This is a genomic window from Amycolatopsis sp. cmx-11-51 (assembly GCF_047608665.1).
Taxonomy (GTDB): domain Bacteria; phylum Actinomycetota; class Actinomycetes; order Mycobacteriales; family Pseudonocardiaceae; genus Amycolatopsis.
In genome coordinates, this window is record NZ_JADNQO010000008.1 from 14,740 (window position 1) to 28,908 (window position 14,169).

Below are 14,169 nucleotides of genomic sequence, written 5' to 3' on the forward strand. Positions count from 1 at the left end.
CCACTATTGTTCCGTTTCCGCCGCCGATCGACAGTTGTCGAGCAGTCGCGTTTTCCCGGAAAGGAATCACCGTGAGCAGAAAACGGATCTTCGGCGTGGTCGCCCTGACCATGGCCGCGCTGGCACCGGCGGCGGGCATCGCCGGTGCGGCATCGGACACCCCATCGGTCGACCTCCAGCGTGCCGTCGCCCCGACGGACGCCGCGCCCTCGCCGACGGGTGGTGTCCATGGCCAGAGCATCGGCGGCTCGCCCGCGTCGGTCAAGGACTACCCGTACGTCATCGCCGCGCTCCGGGAAGGCGGTTCGCGGCCGAAAGGGCAGAGCTGCACCGGTTCCGTCGTCGCGCCGCGGAAGGTGATGATCGCGGCCCACTGCAAGGAGCTGGCAGGCGAGAAGAGTGTCCTTTATGGACTGGATGACCTCAAGAGTACCGGCGGCACCCAGCTGAAGGCCGTCGACTACCAGCTCCACCCCCGGTTCACCCAGCCCTGGAACGGTTACGACGTCGCGGTGATCACCACCGATGGTGACATCCCGGTCCCGGCCGGGGGTTACGCGAAGGTCGCCACCTCCGCCGACACCGGCCTGGAGACGCCCGGCAAGGACGGGTTCAGCCTGGGATACGGCAAGAAGGACATGAACGACTCCACCCAGGATGTCACGCTCCACAAGCTGACGCTGCCGATCGTCAACGCCAGTCAGTGCACCGGTGTGGAGAACGGCGTCGACCCGGAGACGATGATCTGCGCCGGCTACTCCGACGGCCGCAAGACCGTCCTGCCCGGTGACAGCGGCGGACCGTTCGTCGTCGACGGGAAGGTCGTCGGGATCACCTCCTGGAGTCGCAGCGACTTCCGCTGGTACAGCGTCTACAGCAGGCTCAACAACGAGATGGGGGACTGGGTCGCCGAGCAGATCGGCGGTGAACAGCCGGGTGACGCCTTCTCCCTGGCCGCTTCGCCCTCGTCGGTGAAGGTCCTGCCGGGGAAGTACGTGTCGGCGAGTGTCACGAGCAAGCCGGGCAAGAACGGTGCCGAGAACGTCACGCTGTCGGCGTCGGGACTGCCCGAGGGTGCCAAGGCCACGTTCCAGCCCGCCACGATCAAGGCGGGTGAGGCGGCGAAACTGACCATCGAGACCGCCGCCGGGACGCCGGAAAAGGTTTACCAGGTCACGATTTCCGGGAAGGGAACGACCGAGACGGCCACGGCGGGACTCACTCTCACCGTCGGGGCGGGCGAACCTCCCACCGGTGACCTGAAGGTGACCGTGAACCCGTCCTCCGGAACCGGCCGCGCGGGTTCGCTGGTGAGCGCCACCGTCACCGCGACCGGCGGCAGTGGCTCGATCACGTTGTCCGCCAGTGGTTCCGGGCTGCCGATCACCCCGTTCTTCTCGCCGCGGAGCGTGTCCAGCGGCGGCAGTTCGACCATGCAGGTCTTCGCGCCGTTCCAGCCGGGCACCTATCCGGTCACGGTGACCGGCAAGGACGCCGGCGGCAAGACCGCGACCGCCACGTACACCCTCACCGTCCAGTGATCTTCGCCGAAACAGAGGTGACCATCCATGCGTAACAAGACGAAAACCCTGCTGACACTGGGCCTGTTGAGCCCGCTGCTCGCGCTCGGCGCCGGAACGGCCGTCGCCGCCGAGGCGGAAGGCGTCGTGATCCCGGCCAAGCAACACTACGGCGATCAGTACATCGTCGTCCTCCAGGACGTCGCCGCGGCCGGGCAGTCGGCCTCGGCCGGGCTGGCCCACCGATACGGCGGTGAGGTCCGTTCGGTCTGGACCACGACCATCCGTGGCTTCTCGGCCAAGAGCATGACCCCGGCCGAAGCACGGAAGCTGGCCGCGGACCCGTCGGTCAAGGCGGTCTACGAGGACGGCACCGCACGCGGCACGGGTACCCAGCCGAACCCGACGTGGGGTCTGGACCGGGTCGACCAGAAGAACCTGCCGCTCGACAAGGCCTACACCTACCCCAACGAAGGCGCGGGCGTCACCGCCTACGACCTCGACAGCGGCATCAACCCGTCGAATCCGGAGTACGAAGGCCGCGCCAGCCTCGGCAAGGACTTCTTCGGCGGCGACGGCAAGGACTGCCACGGTCACGGCAGCCACACCGCGGGCACGCTCGGCAGCAAGACCTACGGCGTCGCGAAGAAGGTCAAGATCGTCGGGCTGAAGGTCCTCGGCTGCGACAATTCCGGGCCGGACTCGGGCATCATCGACGCCGTCGACTGGGTGACGGCCAACGCGAAGAAGCCCGCGGTGGCGAACATGAGCCTGGGCATGGACGCCCCCGGGGTCGGTGACGACGCGGTGAAACGGTCGATCGCCTCGGGTGTCGTCTACGGTGTGGCGGCGGGCAACGCGTCCACCGACGCCTGCAACACCAGCCCGGCCAGGGTGCCGGAGGCGATCACCGTGAACGCCTCGGACTCCGGCGACAGCCGGTCGTCGTTCTCCAACTACGGGAGCTGCACCGACATCTTCGCGCCCGGCACGAACATCACGTCGCTGAGCCCTGGCAACGGCGGTTCGGCGGGAATGAGCGGGACCTCGATGGCGACCCCGCACGTCGTCGGCGCGGCCGCGCTCTACCTGTCGGCCAACCCGGGCGCCACACCACAGCAGGTCCGGGACGCGCTGGTGACCAACGCGACCACGGGCGTCATCAAGAACGCGGGCAGCGGCTCGCCGAACAAGCTGCTCGACGTCTCGTTCATCGGCACCGGCGGCCCCGGCCCGAAGTGCGGCGTCAAGTCGAACACCACGCCGGTGTCCATTCCGGACGCCGGAGCCGCGGTGACCAGTTCGGTGACCCAGGAAGGCTGTGACGGCAAGGCTTCCGCGTCGTTGCCGGTCAAGGTGGACGTCTCGCACACCTACAGCGCCGACCTCGTCCTCGACCTGGTCGGGCCGAGCGGCAAGGCCTACCGGCTCAAGGACTCGGGCGGTGTCGGCTCGGCCGACGGTGTGCACCAGACGTTCACGGTCGACGCGTCCGGTGAAGCCGCCAACGGCACGTGGAAGCTGAGCGCGCAGGACGTCTACAAGTTCGACACGGGCAGCATCGACGGATTCAGCGTCACTTTCTGAGACTCGACCCATGCGGTCCTGCCGCGCGGTCTCCCAACCCCTTCCCTGCGCCAGGCGCAGGGAAGGGGTTGGGGGACCGCGATCCCGACTCATCCACCGTAGGTACTTAAGACACTCTTGGCCCTAGCCCGACTTGCCACTCACGACCAACCCGACCGAAGCGTGGCTCAAACGTCAAGCGCGGCCGCCCCCCCGGTGTCGCGAAAGCCACTTTCGCGACATCAGATGTCCCGAAAGGACACCGGCCAGCCCACACGGTTGACGTGGGTGGCGGTCCAGCGGGAGATCGGCTACGACCGTTCCGGGTTCGGCCGCAGCGCCTCCGACCCCGGCGGGTGGCCGATGACCTCGACGACGTCCTCGACCACTTCGGTCCTGGACTGTATGTCCTCGCCGGGCATAGCGCCGGTGGGCCGATCGTGCGGCTGGCCGCCGCGCGCCGTCCGGACCGGTGAACGCGTCATGCTCGGCCTGCTCGAGGTTCTCTTCCACGGCTTGCTGCGCGGTATCCCGGACGACGTCCGCCGCGACCTCGAACGGGAGGCGTTCACCACCGGCACGATGAGGACCCAGCGGGAACAGGTCCGCAGCGCGGTCCGGTCAATGTCCCGAAGAGCGGCCCCAAGGTGATCGTTTGCGAGATCGTCAGGATGGTGTGAGCGCTCGCCGCAGTTCCTCGTAGCTCGGCGCGAGCGTCCGGAGCGTGTCCGCGGCGCGCGCGTCATCTTCGGTGACCAGGTCGTACTGCAACGAACCGACCAGCCTCGCTTGCGTGGTGAGGATGGCGGCCGCGCCATCGTGGCCGACCCGGCGCAGGCAGGTCGCCGCGTCGGCCAGCCGCCGAGCACCGACGCGGACCCCGAAGTGCACGAGGAGTCCACGCAGATCCGGGTCGCAGCCGGCATCGATCCGGGCGGCCAGCGCCAAGGCCGCGTCGCCGTTGCCGAGGCTGCCGGGCGGAAGTCGCGCTTCGTTCTCGCCGCCGAGCCTGCCGATCGCCCGGGGGAGTGTCGCGACGATGGCGGCCTCTTCGCTGACGACGGTGTGCCGGACGAAGTTCGTTCGCATCGTGTGCGGCTTGCCGTAGGCCACGGTCTCGGCACGCCAGGCGGCGGCGAACTCCGCGCGCGGCAGCCGCGCGTACGGGTAGCCCTGCGGGTCGTGGACGGTGACGGACTCGCTGTCCGCGGCGAGTACGACGAGGAAGTGGTCGGCTCCGATCGGGCCGGTCATCCCGGGCTGGTAGCGCAGGTGCCCCATTTCGAGGGGGCCGACCATGACCGGGCCGCCGGAAAGGCCTTCGACGAGCCGGGCGAACGCGGCGTCGGGGTCTTCGTCGCCGAAGGTGTCCGCGCTCCAGCCGAGGACGTCGAGCGCGTCACCGATGCCGATGTCGGGATCCCAGCCGAAGGCGTCGAAGAACGGCAGCGACCCGCCGACCACTTGCATGCCGAAGGGGCTGCCGGTCACGGTTTCGAGCACTTCGATTCCCGGCGCCTCGGAGCCGAGCATCATCGCGAGGGAATGGGAGTAGCAGTAAGGGCCGGAGCCACGGTAAGACAGATCGATCACCTGTTCGACAATGGCAGTTTTCGTGGTAAAGCGCCACTGCCGCAGCGGATCACGGCCGACACCTACGACTGGTTCCCCGCGCCGGCGACGTCCGGCCTCCCGGTGCCGTACATCTACGGTGGCGCGGCCGACGTCACCGCCGCGGTGGTCAGGGCCGTGGTGGGCCCAGTACACGGTGACCGAGACCCGGGCCCGCCAGGGGAGAAGGCCACCGTTACCTAGGCCGTCACCGTGCGGAAGCGCCGGATCGTCGGCTCTCCTCTTCCGCGGGGTGACGGATCCGCGTTCCGAGAGTATCGGCGACCGATGATTCCGGACCGCGACGGGAGTCTCCTCCCAGGAACGACTGGAGGGAGTCCGAGATGACGAACACGGGACCGGAAGCGCGCGGCCGCGCCGCGACCGGGGTCTGGCCGCTGATCCACACCGAGCGGGCGGCGCTGGCGAACGACCTGATCGGGCTCACCGAACCGCGGTGGGAGACGCCGTCACTGTGCACCGGGTTGACCGTGCGCGAGGTGCTGGCGCATCTCACCGCGGCGGCGAGTCTCACGCCCGCGCGCTGGCTGGCGGGGGTGCTCCGCTGCCGGTTCGATTTCGACAAGCAGGTCGCGATGCGACTGGCCGAGCATCTGGGGACGGACGGCGCCGCGACGCTGGAGCGATTCCGCCGGATCGTCACGAGCACCACGAAACCGCCGCTCCCCGCCATCGCGATGCTCGGTGAGGTGATCGTGCACGGCGAGGACATCCGCCGTCCGCTCGGTCTCCGCCGTGACCAGCCGATCGCTGTCCTCACCTCCCTGGCCGGCTACTACCAGGGCGCCGATCTGGTGGTGATGGCGAAGGGACGCATCGGCGGACTCCGGCTCGAAGCGACCGACGGCCCCTTCGCCGTCGGGTCCGGGCCGCTCGTCTCGGGCACGACCCTGGCGCTGATCATGGCCATGACCGGGCGAACGGCCCATCTGGACGAACTCCGCGGCGACGGGGTCGCGATCCTGCGGCGGCGCGTTCCTTCGCCGTGATCAGGCTTGTCGGCGGGTGGCGAAGGCCTCCTTGCCTCCCTGCAAGGTCAGGGTCTCGGCAAAGTCGCAGAGCTGGTGGTCAGCGCTGCTGTTGATAATCGGGACTTGGCATCGCCAGTGCCCGCTCGGCTTGTGCCGGGGTTCTTGTGAAAGGCACGCCCTTCAACTCCTGTTGATCAAGCTTCGCAACCGGTGTGACTCCGCGACGATGTAGGAATGGGGACACTCAACGTCCCGCTTCCTTATCGTCAGCCTCACTCAGCGACGAATAGCCGCGTAAGTTCGCCGAGTGAGCCTGGGGGGCCGAAGTGAGGCTTGGTTCTGCTCCAGCGGGAGACCCGCGTCGGCCCAGTCCTCGCCTTCCCGGTACTTGCGAACGTCGGGGTAGCCGAGGGCGGTGAGCCGGTCGGCGACGTGTTCGCTGTTGGGGCAGGCGGGGTTCGAGCAGTAGCGTCGATCGCGGCTTTCAGTTCGTCCCGGGTGATGAGTGCGGTCATGTAGCCACCTCCCCCGCTGGCGGCCGAACACGTTGCCGCGCTGCTACCGGAACTGGGGGAGGACCGCCTTCGCGCGACTGTGGCTGGACGCCGGAGCCAAGTAAGGTGTCGGCGAGAACCTCGGGAGTGTGTCGATGACGGTGGAGAGCCGGACCTACCGGCCTGCCAGGCAGGCCGTGCTGGTGCTGCTCGCCGCCGTGCTGACCGCGCTCGGCCTTCTCTTCGCTCTCCATTCGGGTGATTCCGCTTCGGCGGACGACTCGCGCGGGGCGAACGTGATGGTCGACTCCTCGGTCTCCAAGGCCGTGGCGCCGGTGCGCGCCGTGGGCAGGCTCGCCGCCGAGCCTTCGCTCCTGGGTGTGCACGGTCACGGTGACCTGCCTCTCTTCGGCACGGTTCCGCATGGGCCCGCGTCGACCACGCTGTTCCGGCTCGGCGAACTCCCCGCCGACGTCACTGCTCTCTCCCGTGCGGCGCACCGCCTCGCGCTGGGAGATCGCGCTCCTCCTTTCCCGGTAGCCATCTGAAGCTCACGGGCACGTCTTCCGCGTGCCCGTACCGGGAATCCGCGCGCCGTCTTCCGTGCGCGGAGGAATTCATCGAGGAGAAACCGTCGTGCCGCGCGAAACCGCGCGGCGAGGTATGACCGGGCGAGCCGTCGTCTCGCTGGTCGTCCTCGCCGCGACCGTGTACCTGTTGCTGACCACCGCCCCGCGTCTGGGGCTCGACCTGCGTGGTGGCACGCAGATCGTGCTGGAGACCAAGGACTCGCCCACCGCCACCGCCGGGCCGGAGACCACTGACCGGACACTCGAGGTGCTGCGCCGCCGGGTCGACGCGCTGGGCGTCGCCGAGCCCATGCTGGCCCGGTCCGGGGACAACCGGATCATCGTCGAACTGCCCGGCGTGCGGGATCCGCGTGAGGCCGTCGAGGTGATCGGCCGCACCGCGCAACTGTCGTTCCATCCGGTGCTCGGAGCTTCCACTGGTGCGGCGCAGGGAAGCCGCGTGCTGCCCGACGAGAGCGGGCAGCCGATCACCCTCGGGCCCGCGGCGTTGACCGGGGAAGGCGTCGACAAGGCACTCTCGACGATTGATTCACAGGGTGGCGGCTGGCTTGTTTCCGTTGACTTCAAAGGGGATTCAGTTCGCGCCTGGGAGCGGCTGACCGGGCAGGCCGCCTGTTCCCCGCCCGGTGATCCGACCCGCCGGGTGGCGATCGCGCTCGACGACAAGGTGATCTCGTCGCCACAGGTGAGCCCGCAGGTCGCCTGTGGAGTCGGGATCGTCGGCGGGAGCACGCAGATCACCGGGCGGTTCTCCCCGGACGAGGCGAAGGATCTGGCGTTGCTGATCAACGCCGGCGCGCTGCCGACGCCGGTCGAGATCATCGAGCAACGCACCGTCGGCCCCACCCTCGGTGCCGCCGCGATCGACGCCAGCGCCCGCGCCGCCGTGATCGGCCTGGCGCTGACCGCGCTGTTCCTGTTGGCGGTGTACCGGCTGGCCGGATTGATCGCCGTTGGCGCGCTGGTCGCGTACGCGGCCGTGTCCTACGCCGCCCTGCTCGCCGTCGGCGCGACACTGACCTTGCCGGGTCTCGCCGGGTTCGTACTGGCCATCGGTATGGCCGTCGACGCCACCGTGCTCGTCTTCGAACGGGCGAGAGAGGAAAACTCGGTCAACCGGGGAGGCTCGCTGTCGCGGTCGATCAGCCGCGGGTTCAGCGGGGCGCTGTCGGCGATCGTCGATTCGAACGTGACCACCCTGCTCGCCGCGGGGCTGCTGTTCTGGCTGGCTTCCGGCCCGGTTCGCGGGTTCGGGGTGACGCTGTCCATCGGCGTGATCGTGGCCCTGTTCATCTCGCTCGTGCTCACCCGCTGGCTGTTGCACCTCACGATGCGGGGTGTGGTCGCGCGCAAACCGCGGCTTTCCGGGCTCACGCACGAGGGCCGGGTCCGTCAGTGGGTGAACCGCCGCGACCCCGGGTTCCTCGGCAAGCCCCGGCGCTGGCTGATGGTGGCGGGCGCGGTCGTCATCGCCGCGATCGCGGGATTGTTCGTGGCGGGGCCGAACCTCGGCGTCGAGTTCACGGGCGGCCGGGTGATCGAATACAGCACGTCGGCGCCCGCCGCCGTCGAGCAGGTCCGGGGCGCGGTGTCCGACGCCGGGTTCCCGCGCGCCGTCGTGCAACTGTCCGGTGAGAAGGACATCTCGGTGCGCACCGAGCCCATCGACGAGGCCGCCACCGAGCGGATCCGGACCGCGGTCGCCGGGGTCGCTGGTGACGCCACCGAGATCCGCGACGAGCAGATCGGCCCGAGCCTCGGCGCCGAACTGCGCACCAAGGCGGTCATCGCGCTCGGCCTCGCGGTACTGGCGCAGCTGAGCTATCTCGCGGTGCGGTTCGACTGGCGGCTCGGCGTCGCCACGGTGGCCGCGCTCGCCCAGGACGTCCTGATCATCCTCGGGATCTTCGCCTGGCTGGGCAAGTCCATGGACGGCGTCTTCCTCGCCGCGCTGCTGACGGTGATCGGTTATTCGGTCAACGATTCGGTGGTGGTCTTCGACCGGGTCCGGGAGGTGCGCGGGCTGCGCCGTGAGGAGCCGATCGCCCGCGTGGTCGGCACGGCGGTACTGCAGACGCTGCCCCGGACGATCAACACCGGCATCGGGGTGCTGTTCGTGCTCGGCGCGCTGCTGTTCCTCGGGGACGGTTCGCTGGCCGACTTCGCCCTCGCGCTCCTGCTCGGTCTCGTCGCGGGCACTGTGTCCACTGTGGCCACCGCGGGTCCCGTCGCCATCCTGCTCGACCGGCGGTGGCCGGGCGCCGGACGTCCCGTCAGGAAGGCGTCACGGACACGGGAGCGCGACGACAACGGCGCGGTGGTGTGATCGGCGTTCCTTTGTGGACCGCCGCGCTCCGCCCGGCCTCTATGCTCGTTCCCGGTGGCAGGGGAGTCCACCGGGAACGAAGGGCGGGTAGATGATCCAGAGCGTGCTCGTCGGCACGGTCGTCGTGCTGGCCTGGACGATGACGGCGGCGCGGCTGGAGCGGTGGCAGATCACCGCTCCGATGGCGATGGTCGTGGCGGGGCTGGCGATCGGGTTCAGCACCCGCAACGACCTCGGCAACGGGCTCAACACCGAGATCGCGCTCAACGCCGCGGAACTGATCCTCGCGCTGCTGTTGTTCGTGGACGCCACCGCGGTCAAGGGCGGTTACCTCGGTCACGACGGCAAGACCGCGGTGCGGCTGCTGCTGATCGCGCTGCCGCTGACCATCCTGATCGTCATGGGCGTCGGCCTGCTGGCGCTGCCGGGCCTCGGGTGGACGGTGGTGCTGCTGATCGCCTGCATCATCGCCCCCACCGATTTCGCGCCGGCGACGTCGGTGGTGCACGACGTCCGGGTGCCCGAACGCGTGCGGCATCTGCTGAACGTCGAAAGCGGCTACAACGACGGCGTGGTCGCCCCGGTGTTCATCTTCGCGCTCACCCTCGCGGGGAGTAATCACCAGGCGAACACGCCGGGCGAGGCGCTGCAGGCCGCTGTCCCCGCGGCGCTGCTGGCCGTGCTGGCGGGCTCCGTGATCGGCGCGGTGGCCGCGGTGGCGATGAACGTGACGGGCAAGCACGGCTGGTCGACGCGGCATTCCGCGCGGGTCGCGGCGGTCGCGTTGCCGCTGCTGACCTACACCGCCGCCGTCGCGATCGGCGGCAACGGCTTCGTCGCCGCGTTCATCTGCGGGATCGCCTACAAGACCGCCCGGCACCCGAGCGAAGACGAACTCGGGCTGGCCGAGGACGTCAGTTCGCTGTGCGGGCTGCTGATGTGGTTCGTTTTCGGCAGCACCGCGGTGCTGGTGCTGTCCTTCGGCCTCACCTGGGGCGTGGTGATCGTCAGCGTCGTCGCGCTGACCGTCGCACGGCTGATCCCGGTGCTGCTCACCTTGCTGCGGACCGATTTCCGGTGGCGGGACCGGATGACCGTCGGCCTGCTGGCGCCGCGTGGCGCGGCGTCGATCGTGTTCGGGTTGCTGGCCTACAACTCACTCGACGGGGACGCAGCGGACGTCGCGTTGAGCGTCATGTCGGTCACGGTGCTGGCGAGTGTGATCGCGCACGGCGTGGGAGCGTCGGCGTTCCTGAACCGCAAGTCGAAGACTTCGTGAGCCGTGCGGAGGCGCAGCGGATCGCGTCGGGGGAGTGTCCGCGCCGCGGCCGGTGGGCTGGGGGTTCGTGACGATGGAGGAATCGGGACAGTCAACGTCCCAATTCCTCCATCGTCGACTCCGACTCGCCGGCCGAGCCGCCTCAGCCGCTCATCGCCTTCCTGATCGCCGCTTCGAGTGCCCGCACATGCTTGGAGTTCATCCCGCCGTAGGTGAAGGTGTTCATGTCCACCTTGTCGGCGTACATGGGCACGTCCTCGACGACCGCCTTCGAGGCGCCAGGTACTTCGAAGACGAGCTTCCCTGGCTTGAACGCCGTCGGCGGAATGTTCTCGAGGCCGCTGATCTTCCCGACGCTGAACGTGTGCTTTCTGTCGCCGAGTCCTTTGACAGCGGCTTTGATCGTGATCGTCCGGCCGCTGAAACTGATGGATCGGCGTCTGGCGTGGATGTACACGAACCCTCCCCTGGGCACGGAAAAGAGGCACTCTACGAGAGGCGGCAAGCCGACGGGCACTCGTTCCCGAACCGTTATCGCGCGTAACGGTGAGCGCCGGTCGGCCGACATCCGGTGACGGCACCACGAAACCGGAGGTAGGAGATTGCCCGAGATCCTCAAGGTCCGGGTTCCGGAGTCGGCCGAACTGGACGTGGTGTTCCTGCACGGGCTGGATGGGGACGCCAGGAAGACGTGGGCGGGCGGGTCGCCGTCGTCGTTCTGGCCTGCGTGGCTTGGCGAGGATTTCGACCGGGTGGCGGTGTGGTCCGTCGGCTACGAGGCCTGGTCGACGGGCTGGCGGGGCCGGGCGATGCCCATGCAGGACCGGGCGGTGAACCTGATGGCGCGGCTGCGGAACGTCGGCATCGGGGAACGGCCGCTGTGTTTCGTCACCCACAGCATGGGCGGCTTGCTGGCCAAGGAGATCCTGCTCCACGCGGCCGAAGGTCGCACCGAGTACGCGGCGTTCGCCAAGACCGCGCGCGGGGTGGTCTTCCTGGGGACACCGCATACCGGCTCGGGGCTGGCGGCGGTCGTCAAGGCGCTCGGACTGGTCTACCGGTCCACCGCGGCGGTGAAGGATCTCAAGCGCAACACCGCCCATCTGCGGCACCTCAACGACCGCTACCGCGACTGGGTCGACGAGTCCGGGATCCGGAACCTGGTGTTCTTCGAGGCGTACCCGACCAGAGGGGTCCGGGTGGTCGACGAGGGTTCGGCCAACCCCGGTCTGCCTCGTGTCCGCCCGATCTCCGTCGACGCCGATCACGTCGGCATCTGCAAACCCGCCGATCGCGATTCCCTTGTCTACGGCCAGGTTTCGAGGTTCATCGCCGGTATCCTCGCGGACACCGACACCCCGCCGCCGCGTCACGCCGCCTGGAAACTGCCCATGAGCGGCAGGGCCTTCGTCGGGCGGACGGCCGAGCTGGACCGGTTGGCGGAGACGGTGAAGGCCGACAACCGGGTCGCGGTGGTTGCGGTACACGGGCTGGGCGGTGTCGGCAAGAGCAGCCTGGCCGCGAGGTTCGCCGAACTGCGCTCGGCGGGCTTTTCGGCCGTGTGGTGGCTGACGGCGGACTCGGCGTCGGCGATCGACAACGGTCTGGCGGAGCTGGCCGTGGCGCTGTCCCCGGAGGCCGCGGGTCTGTCCTGGGAACAGCGGACCGAACGGGCCGTTGGCTGGCTGGCCGGGCACACCGGCTGGCTGCTGATCCTGGACAACCTGACCGATCTCGCGCACGCCGGCGGGCTGCTGGAGCGGGTGCGGACGGGCACGATCCTCATCACCAGCAGGCGGGGCACCGGCTGGCGAGGCGTCAGTACCGTGCCACTGGACGTACTGGAACCGGACGAGGCGGTCGAGTTGCTCGGCAGGCTCGTCCGGGCCGAGTGGCCGGACGCGGTGCTCGCCAACGGCGACCGGCTTTGCGCGGAGCTCGGGTGGCTGCCCTTGGCGGTGGAACAGGCCGCGGCCTATCTCGCGCAGAACCGGATGACCCCGGCCCGCTACCTCGACCTGCTCGCCAGGTACCCGGCGAAGATGTTCGCCTGGACCGCCGAGACCGAAGACGCGGAGCGCGCCGTGGCCCGGGTTTGGCACGTCACCCTGGACAGACTCGCGGACACCCCTCTCGCCGCGAAGTTGTTGCGAAGGCTGGCCTGGCACGCTCCCGAACGCATCCCCCGATCGCTGCTGGAGGACGACGGCGACGAACCGGAGCTGTCGGAGGCACTGGGGCGGCTCGCCGCCTACAGCATGATCACCCTCGACGTCGACACGATCCAGGTCCACCGCCTCGTGCAGGCCGTGACCCGGACGCCGGACCCCGCCGACCCGTACCGCCGCCCCGAGGACATCGACCACGCTCGCGAGTCCACCGCCGGGAGGCTCGCTCGCGCGCTCGACGCGGCCGACCCCCGCCTGCCCGCGCACTGGCCCGTCTTCCAAGCCGTGCTGCCCCACGGCCGGGCGCTGCTCGACCACACCGACGTCGACACCGGCCCGCTCTGCCACCTCGCCAACAGCCTCAGCCTCTACGTCCTCGGCCACGGCGACCCCGCGACGGCCATCGCGTTCGCGGCCCGCGCCGCCGACGCCGGTGAACGCCTTTTCGGCGTCGACGATCCGATCACCTTGCGTGCCCGGAACACGCTGGCCTCCGCGTACCAGGCTGTCGGCGACGTGCGGCGAGCGATCGTGTTGTTCGAGGCCGCGCTGGCGGACTGCGAGCGGGTGCTGGGGCCCGCCCATCCGGACACCCTGAGCTACCGGAACAACCTGGCGGCCGCCCGCCACGCCGCCGGTGACATGAGGCAGGCGATCTCGCTGCTGGAGGAGACGCTGGAGGGCCGTGAGGGCGTGCTGGGGAAGGACCACCCGGACACGCTGCTCTCCCGGAACAACCTGGCCATGGCATACGAAGTGGTGGGGGATGCCGGGCGGGCGATCCCGCTGCACGAAGCCACGCTCGCCGATCGCGAGCGGGTGCTGGGATCCGACCACCCGGAGACTTTGCTCTATCGGAACAATCTGGCCTACCTCCACTGGTCGATGGGTGACGCGAAGCGCGCTGTCATGCTGTTCGAGGCGACGTTGAAGGATCGCGAGCGTGTGCTGGGGCCGGACCATCCGAACACGTTGGTGTCGCGGGGCAATCTCGCGGGGGCGTGCGAGTCCGCCGGTGAGCTCGCCCGCGCGGTCGAACTGCAGGAGCGGACGCGGGCGGATCGTGAGCGCGTCCTGGGGCGCGATCACCCAGAAACCTTAGTTTCGTGGAACAACTTGGCCGGAGCGTATGAAACCTCGGGTGATCTGGTCCGCGCGATCGAGTTGTACGAACGCACTCTGGCCGCCCGGGAGCGGGTTTTGGGACACGATCACCAGGACACGTTGAATTCACGGAACGATCTGGCCTACGCCCGCGGAACCGCGGGCGATCTGCCGCTGGCGATCAGGATGTTCGAAGAGGCGCGGGCCGGCGCCGAGCGCGCGCTCGGCCCGGACCATCGTCTGACCAAAAAGATCCGGGAGAATCTCGAGACCGCGATCCGACTGCGCGATCGGCCTTGATCAGGCTCCGTCGCTCGCGACGGCCACCCCGGCGACCGCCGGATGCGCCCCTCTCGTCCGGGATTCCTTCACGTTCACGGGATCCGGTGCCGAATTCCTGACATCGATGGCATTTGACGGCCGCTGGAACGCTTCCGGGTGTTAGTGCCTGGTCAGGCCCCTGGCGGGTACCGGAAACCCCGCCCGGGTACCGCCGGTGCCGGAACGACGCGAAGCCAT

General features: G+C 69.2%; 11 protein-coding genes. 9 read left to right on the top strand and 2 right to left on the bottom strand.

The window, feature by feature from the left end; all coding sequences use genetic code 11:
- Nucleotides 1-71: 71 nt before the first annotated feature.
- The 4 genes from ACM6LU_RS25160 to ACM6LU_RS25175 all read left to right on the top strand — a co-directional run bounded on the left by ACM6LU_RS25160 (nucleotide 72) and on the right by ACM6LU_RS25175 (nucleotide 3,737).
- Nucleotides 72-1,541, top strand: a complete 1,470-nt coding sequence (locus tag ACM6LU_RS25160; RefSeq protein ID WP_414940223.1) for a trypsin-like serine protease — start codon at nucleotides 72-74, stop codon at nucleotides 1,539-1,541.
- A gap of 27 nt (nucleotides 1,542-1,568) precedes the next feature.
- Nucleotides 1,569-3,107, top strand: coding sequence for a S8 family serine peptidase (locus ACM6LU_RS25165; RefSeq protein ID WP_414940224.1), 1,539 nt, complete (start codon nucleotides 1,569-1,571; stop codon nucleotides 3,105-3,107).
- Nucleotides 3,108-3,442: 335 nt separating this feature from the next.
- Complete coding sequence (locus ACM6LU_RS25170; RefSeq protein WP_414940225.1) at nucleotides 3,443-3,562, top strand: alpha/beta fold hydrolase; 120 nt, start codon at nucleotides 3,443-3,445, stop codon at nucleotides 3,560-3,562.
- A gap of 7 nt (nucleotides 3,563-3,569) precedes the next feature.
- Complete coding sequence (locus tag ACM6LU_RS25175) at nucleotides 3,570-3,737, top strand: hypothetical protein (RefSeq protein ID WP_414940226.1); 168 nt, start codon at nucleotides 3,570-3,572, stop codon at nucleotides 3,735-3,737.
- A gap of 15 nt (nucleotides 3,738-3,752) precedes the next feature.
- Here ACM6LU_RS25175 and ACM6LU_RS25180 read toward each other — a convergent pair whose 3' ends face one another.
- Nucleotides 3,753-4,679, bottom strand: a complete 927-nt coding sequence (locus ACM6LU_RS25180; RefSeq protein ID WP_414940227.1) for a hypothetical protein — start codon at nucleotides 4,677-4,679, stop codon at nucleotides 3,753-3,755.
- 362 nt (nucleotides 4,680-5,041) lie between these two features.
- Between ACM6LU_RS25180 and ACM6LU_RS25185 the strand changes: the two genes are divergently transcribed.
- The 4 genes from ACM6LU_RS25185 (at nucleotide 5,042) to ACM6LU_RS25200 (ending at nucleotide 10,378) form a co-directional block, all read left to right on the top strand.
- Nucleotides 5,042-5,707 (top strand): maleylpyruvate isomerase family mycothiol-dependent enzyme, encoded by a 666-nt coding sequence (locus tag ACM6LU_RS25185; RefSeq protein WP_414940228.1) that lies wholly within the window; start codon nucleotides 5,042-5,044, stop codon nucleotides 5,705-5,707.
- Between the two features lie 631 nt (nucleotides 5,708-6,338).
- Nucleotides 6,339-6,731, top strand: a complete 393-nt coding sequence (locus ACM6LU_RS25190) for a hypothetical protein (protein ID WP_414940229.1) — start codon at nucleotides 6,339-6,341, stop codon at nucleotides 6,729-6,731.
- A gap of 88 nt (nucleotides 6,732-6,819) precedes the next feature.
- The gene (gene secD, locus ACM6LU_RS25195) at nucleotides 6,820-9,099 is read left to right on the top strand and encodes a protein translocase subunit SecD (protein WP_414940230.1); all 2,280 of its coding nucleotides are present in this window, start codon (nucleotides 6,820-6,822) and stop codon (nucleotides 9,097-9,099) included.
- 91 nt (nucleotides 9,100-9,190) lie between these two features.
- The gene (locus ACM6LU_RS25200; RefSeq protein ID WP_414940231.1) at nucleotides 9,191-10,378 is read left to right on the top strand and encodes a cation:proton antiporter; all 1,188 of its coding nucleotides are present in this window, start codon (nucleotides 9,191-9,193) and stop codon (nucleotides 10,376-10,378) included.
- Nucleotides 10,379-10,520: 142 nt separating this feature from the next.
- Here ACM6LU_RS25200 and ACM6LU_RS25205 read toward each other — a convergent pair whose 3' ends face one another.
- Nucleotides 10,521-10,946, bottom strand: coding sequence for a hypothetical protein (locus ACM6LU_RS25205; protein WP_414940232.1), 426 nt, complete (start codon nucleotides 10,944-10,946; stop codon nucleotides 10,521-10,523).
- Between the two features lie 34 nt (nucleotides 10,947-10,980).
- Here ACM6LU_RS25205 and fxsT point away from each other — a divergent pair, with 34 nt between their 5' ends.
- Nucleotides 10,981-13,950 carry an FxSxx-COOH system tetratricopeptide repeat protein gene (gene fxsT, locus ACM6LU_RS25210; protein ID WP_414940233.1) on the top strand — a complete coding sequence of 990 codons (2,970 nt, stop codon included), beginning with the start codon at nucleotides 10,981-10,983 and terminating at the stop codon, nucleotides 13,948-13,950.
- Nucleotides 13,951-14,169: the final 219 nt, after the last annotated feature.

What these genes read in the sequence shown, in the direction of transcription:
- ACM6LU_RS25165 (WP_414940224.1), top strand. Translation starts at nt 1,569, where the DNA reads ATGCGTAACAAGACGAAAACCCTGCTGACACTGGGCCTGTTGAGCCCG.
- ACM6LU_RS25175 (WP_414940226.1), top strand. Translation starts at nt 3,570, where the DNA reads ATGCTCGGCCTGCTCGAGGTTCTCTTCCACGGCTTGCTGCGCGGTATC.
- ACM6LU_RS25185 (WP_414940228.1), top strand. Translation starts at nt 5,042, where the DNA reads ATGACGAACACGGGACCGGAAGCGCGCGGCCGCGCCGCGACCGGGGTC.
- ACM6LU_RS25190 (WP_414940229.1), top strand. Translation starts at nt 6,339, where the DNA reads ATGACGGTGGAGAGCCGGACCTACCGGCCTGCCAGGCAGGCCGTGCTG.
- ACM6LU_RS25200 (WP_414940231.1), top strand. Translation starts at nt 9,191, where the DNA reads ATGATCCAGAGCGTGCTCGTCGGCACGGTCGTCGTGCTGGCCTGGACG.
- ACM6LU_RS25205 (WP_414940232.1), bottom strand. Translation starts at nt 10,946, where the DNA reads ATGTCGGCCGACCGGCGCTCACCGTTACGCGCGATAACGGTTCGGGAA.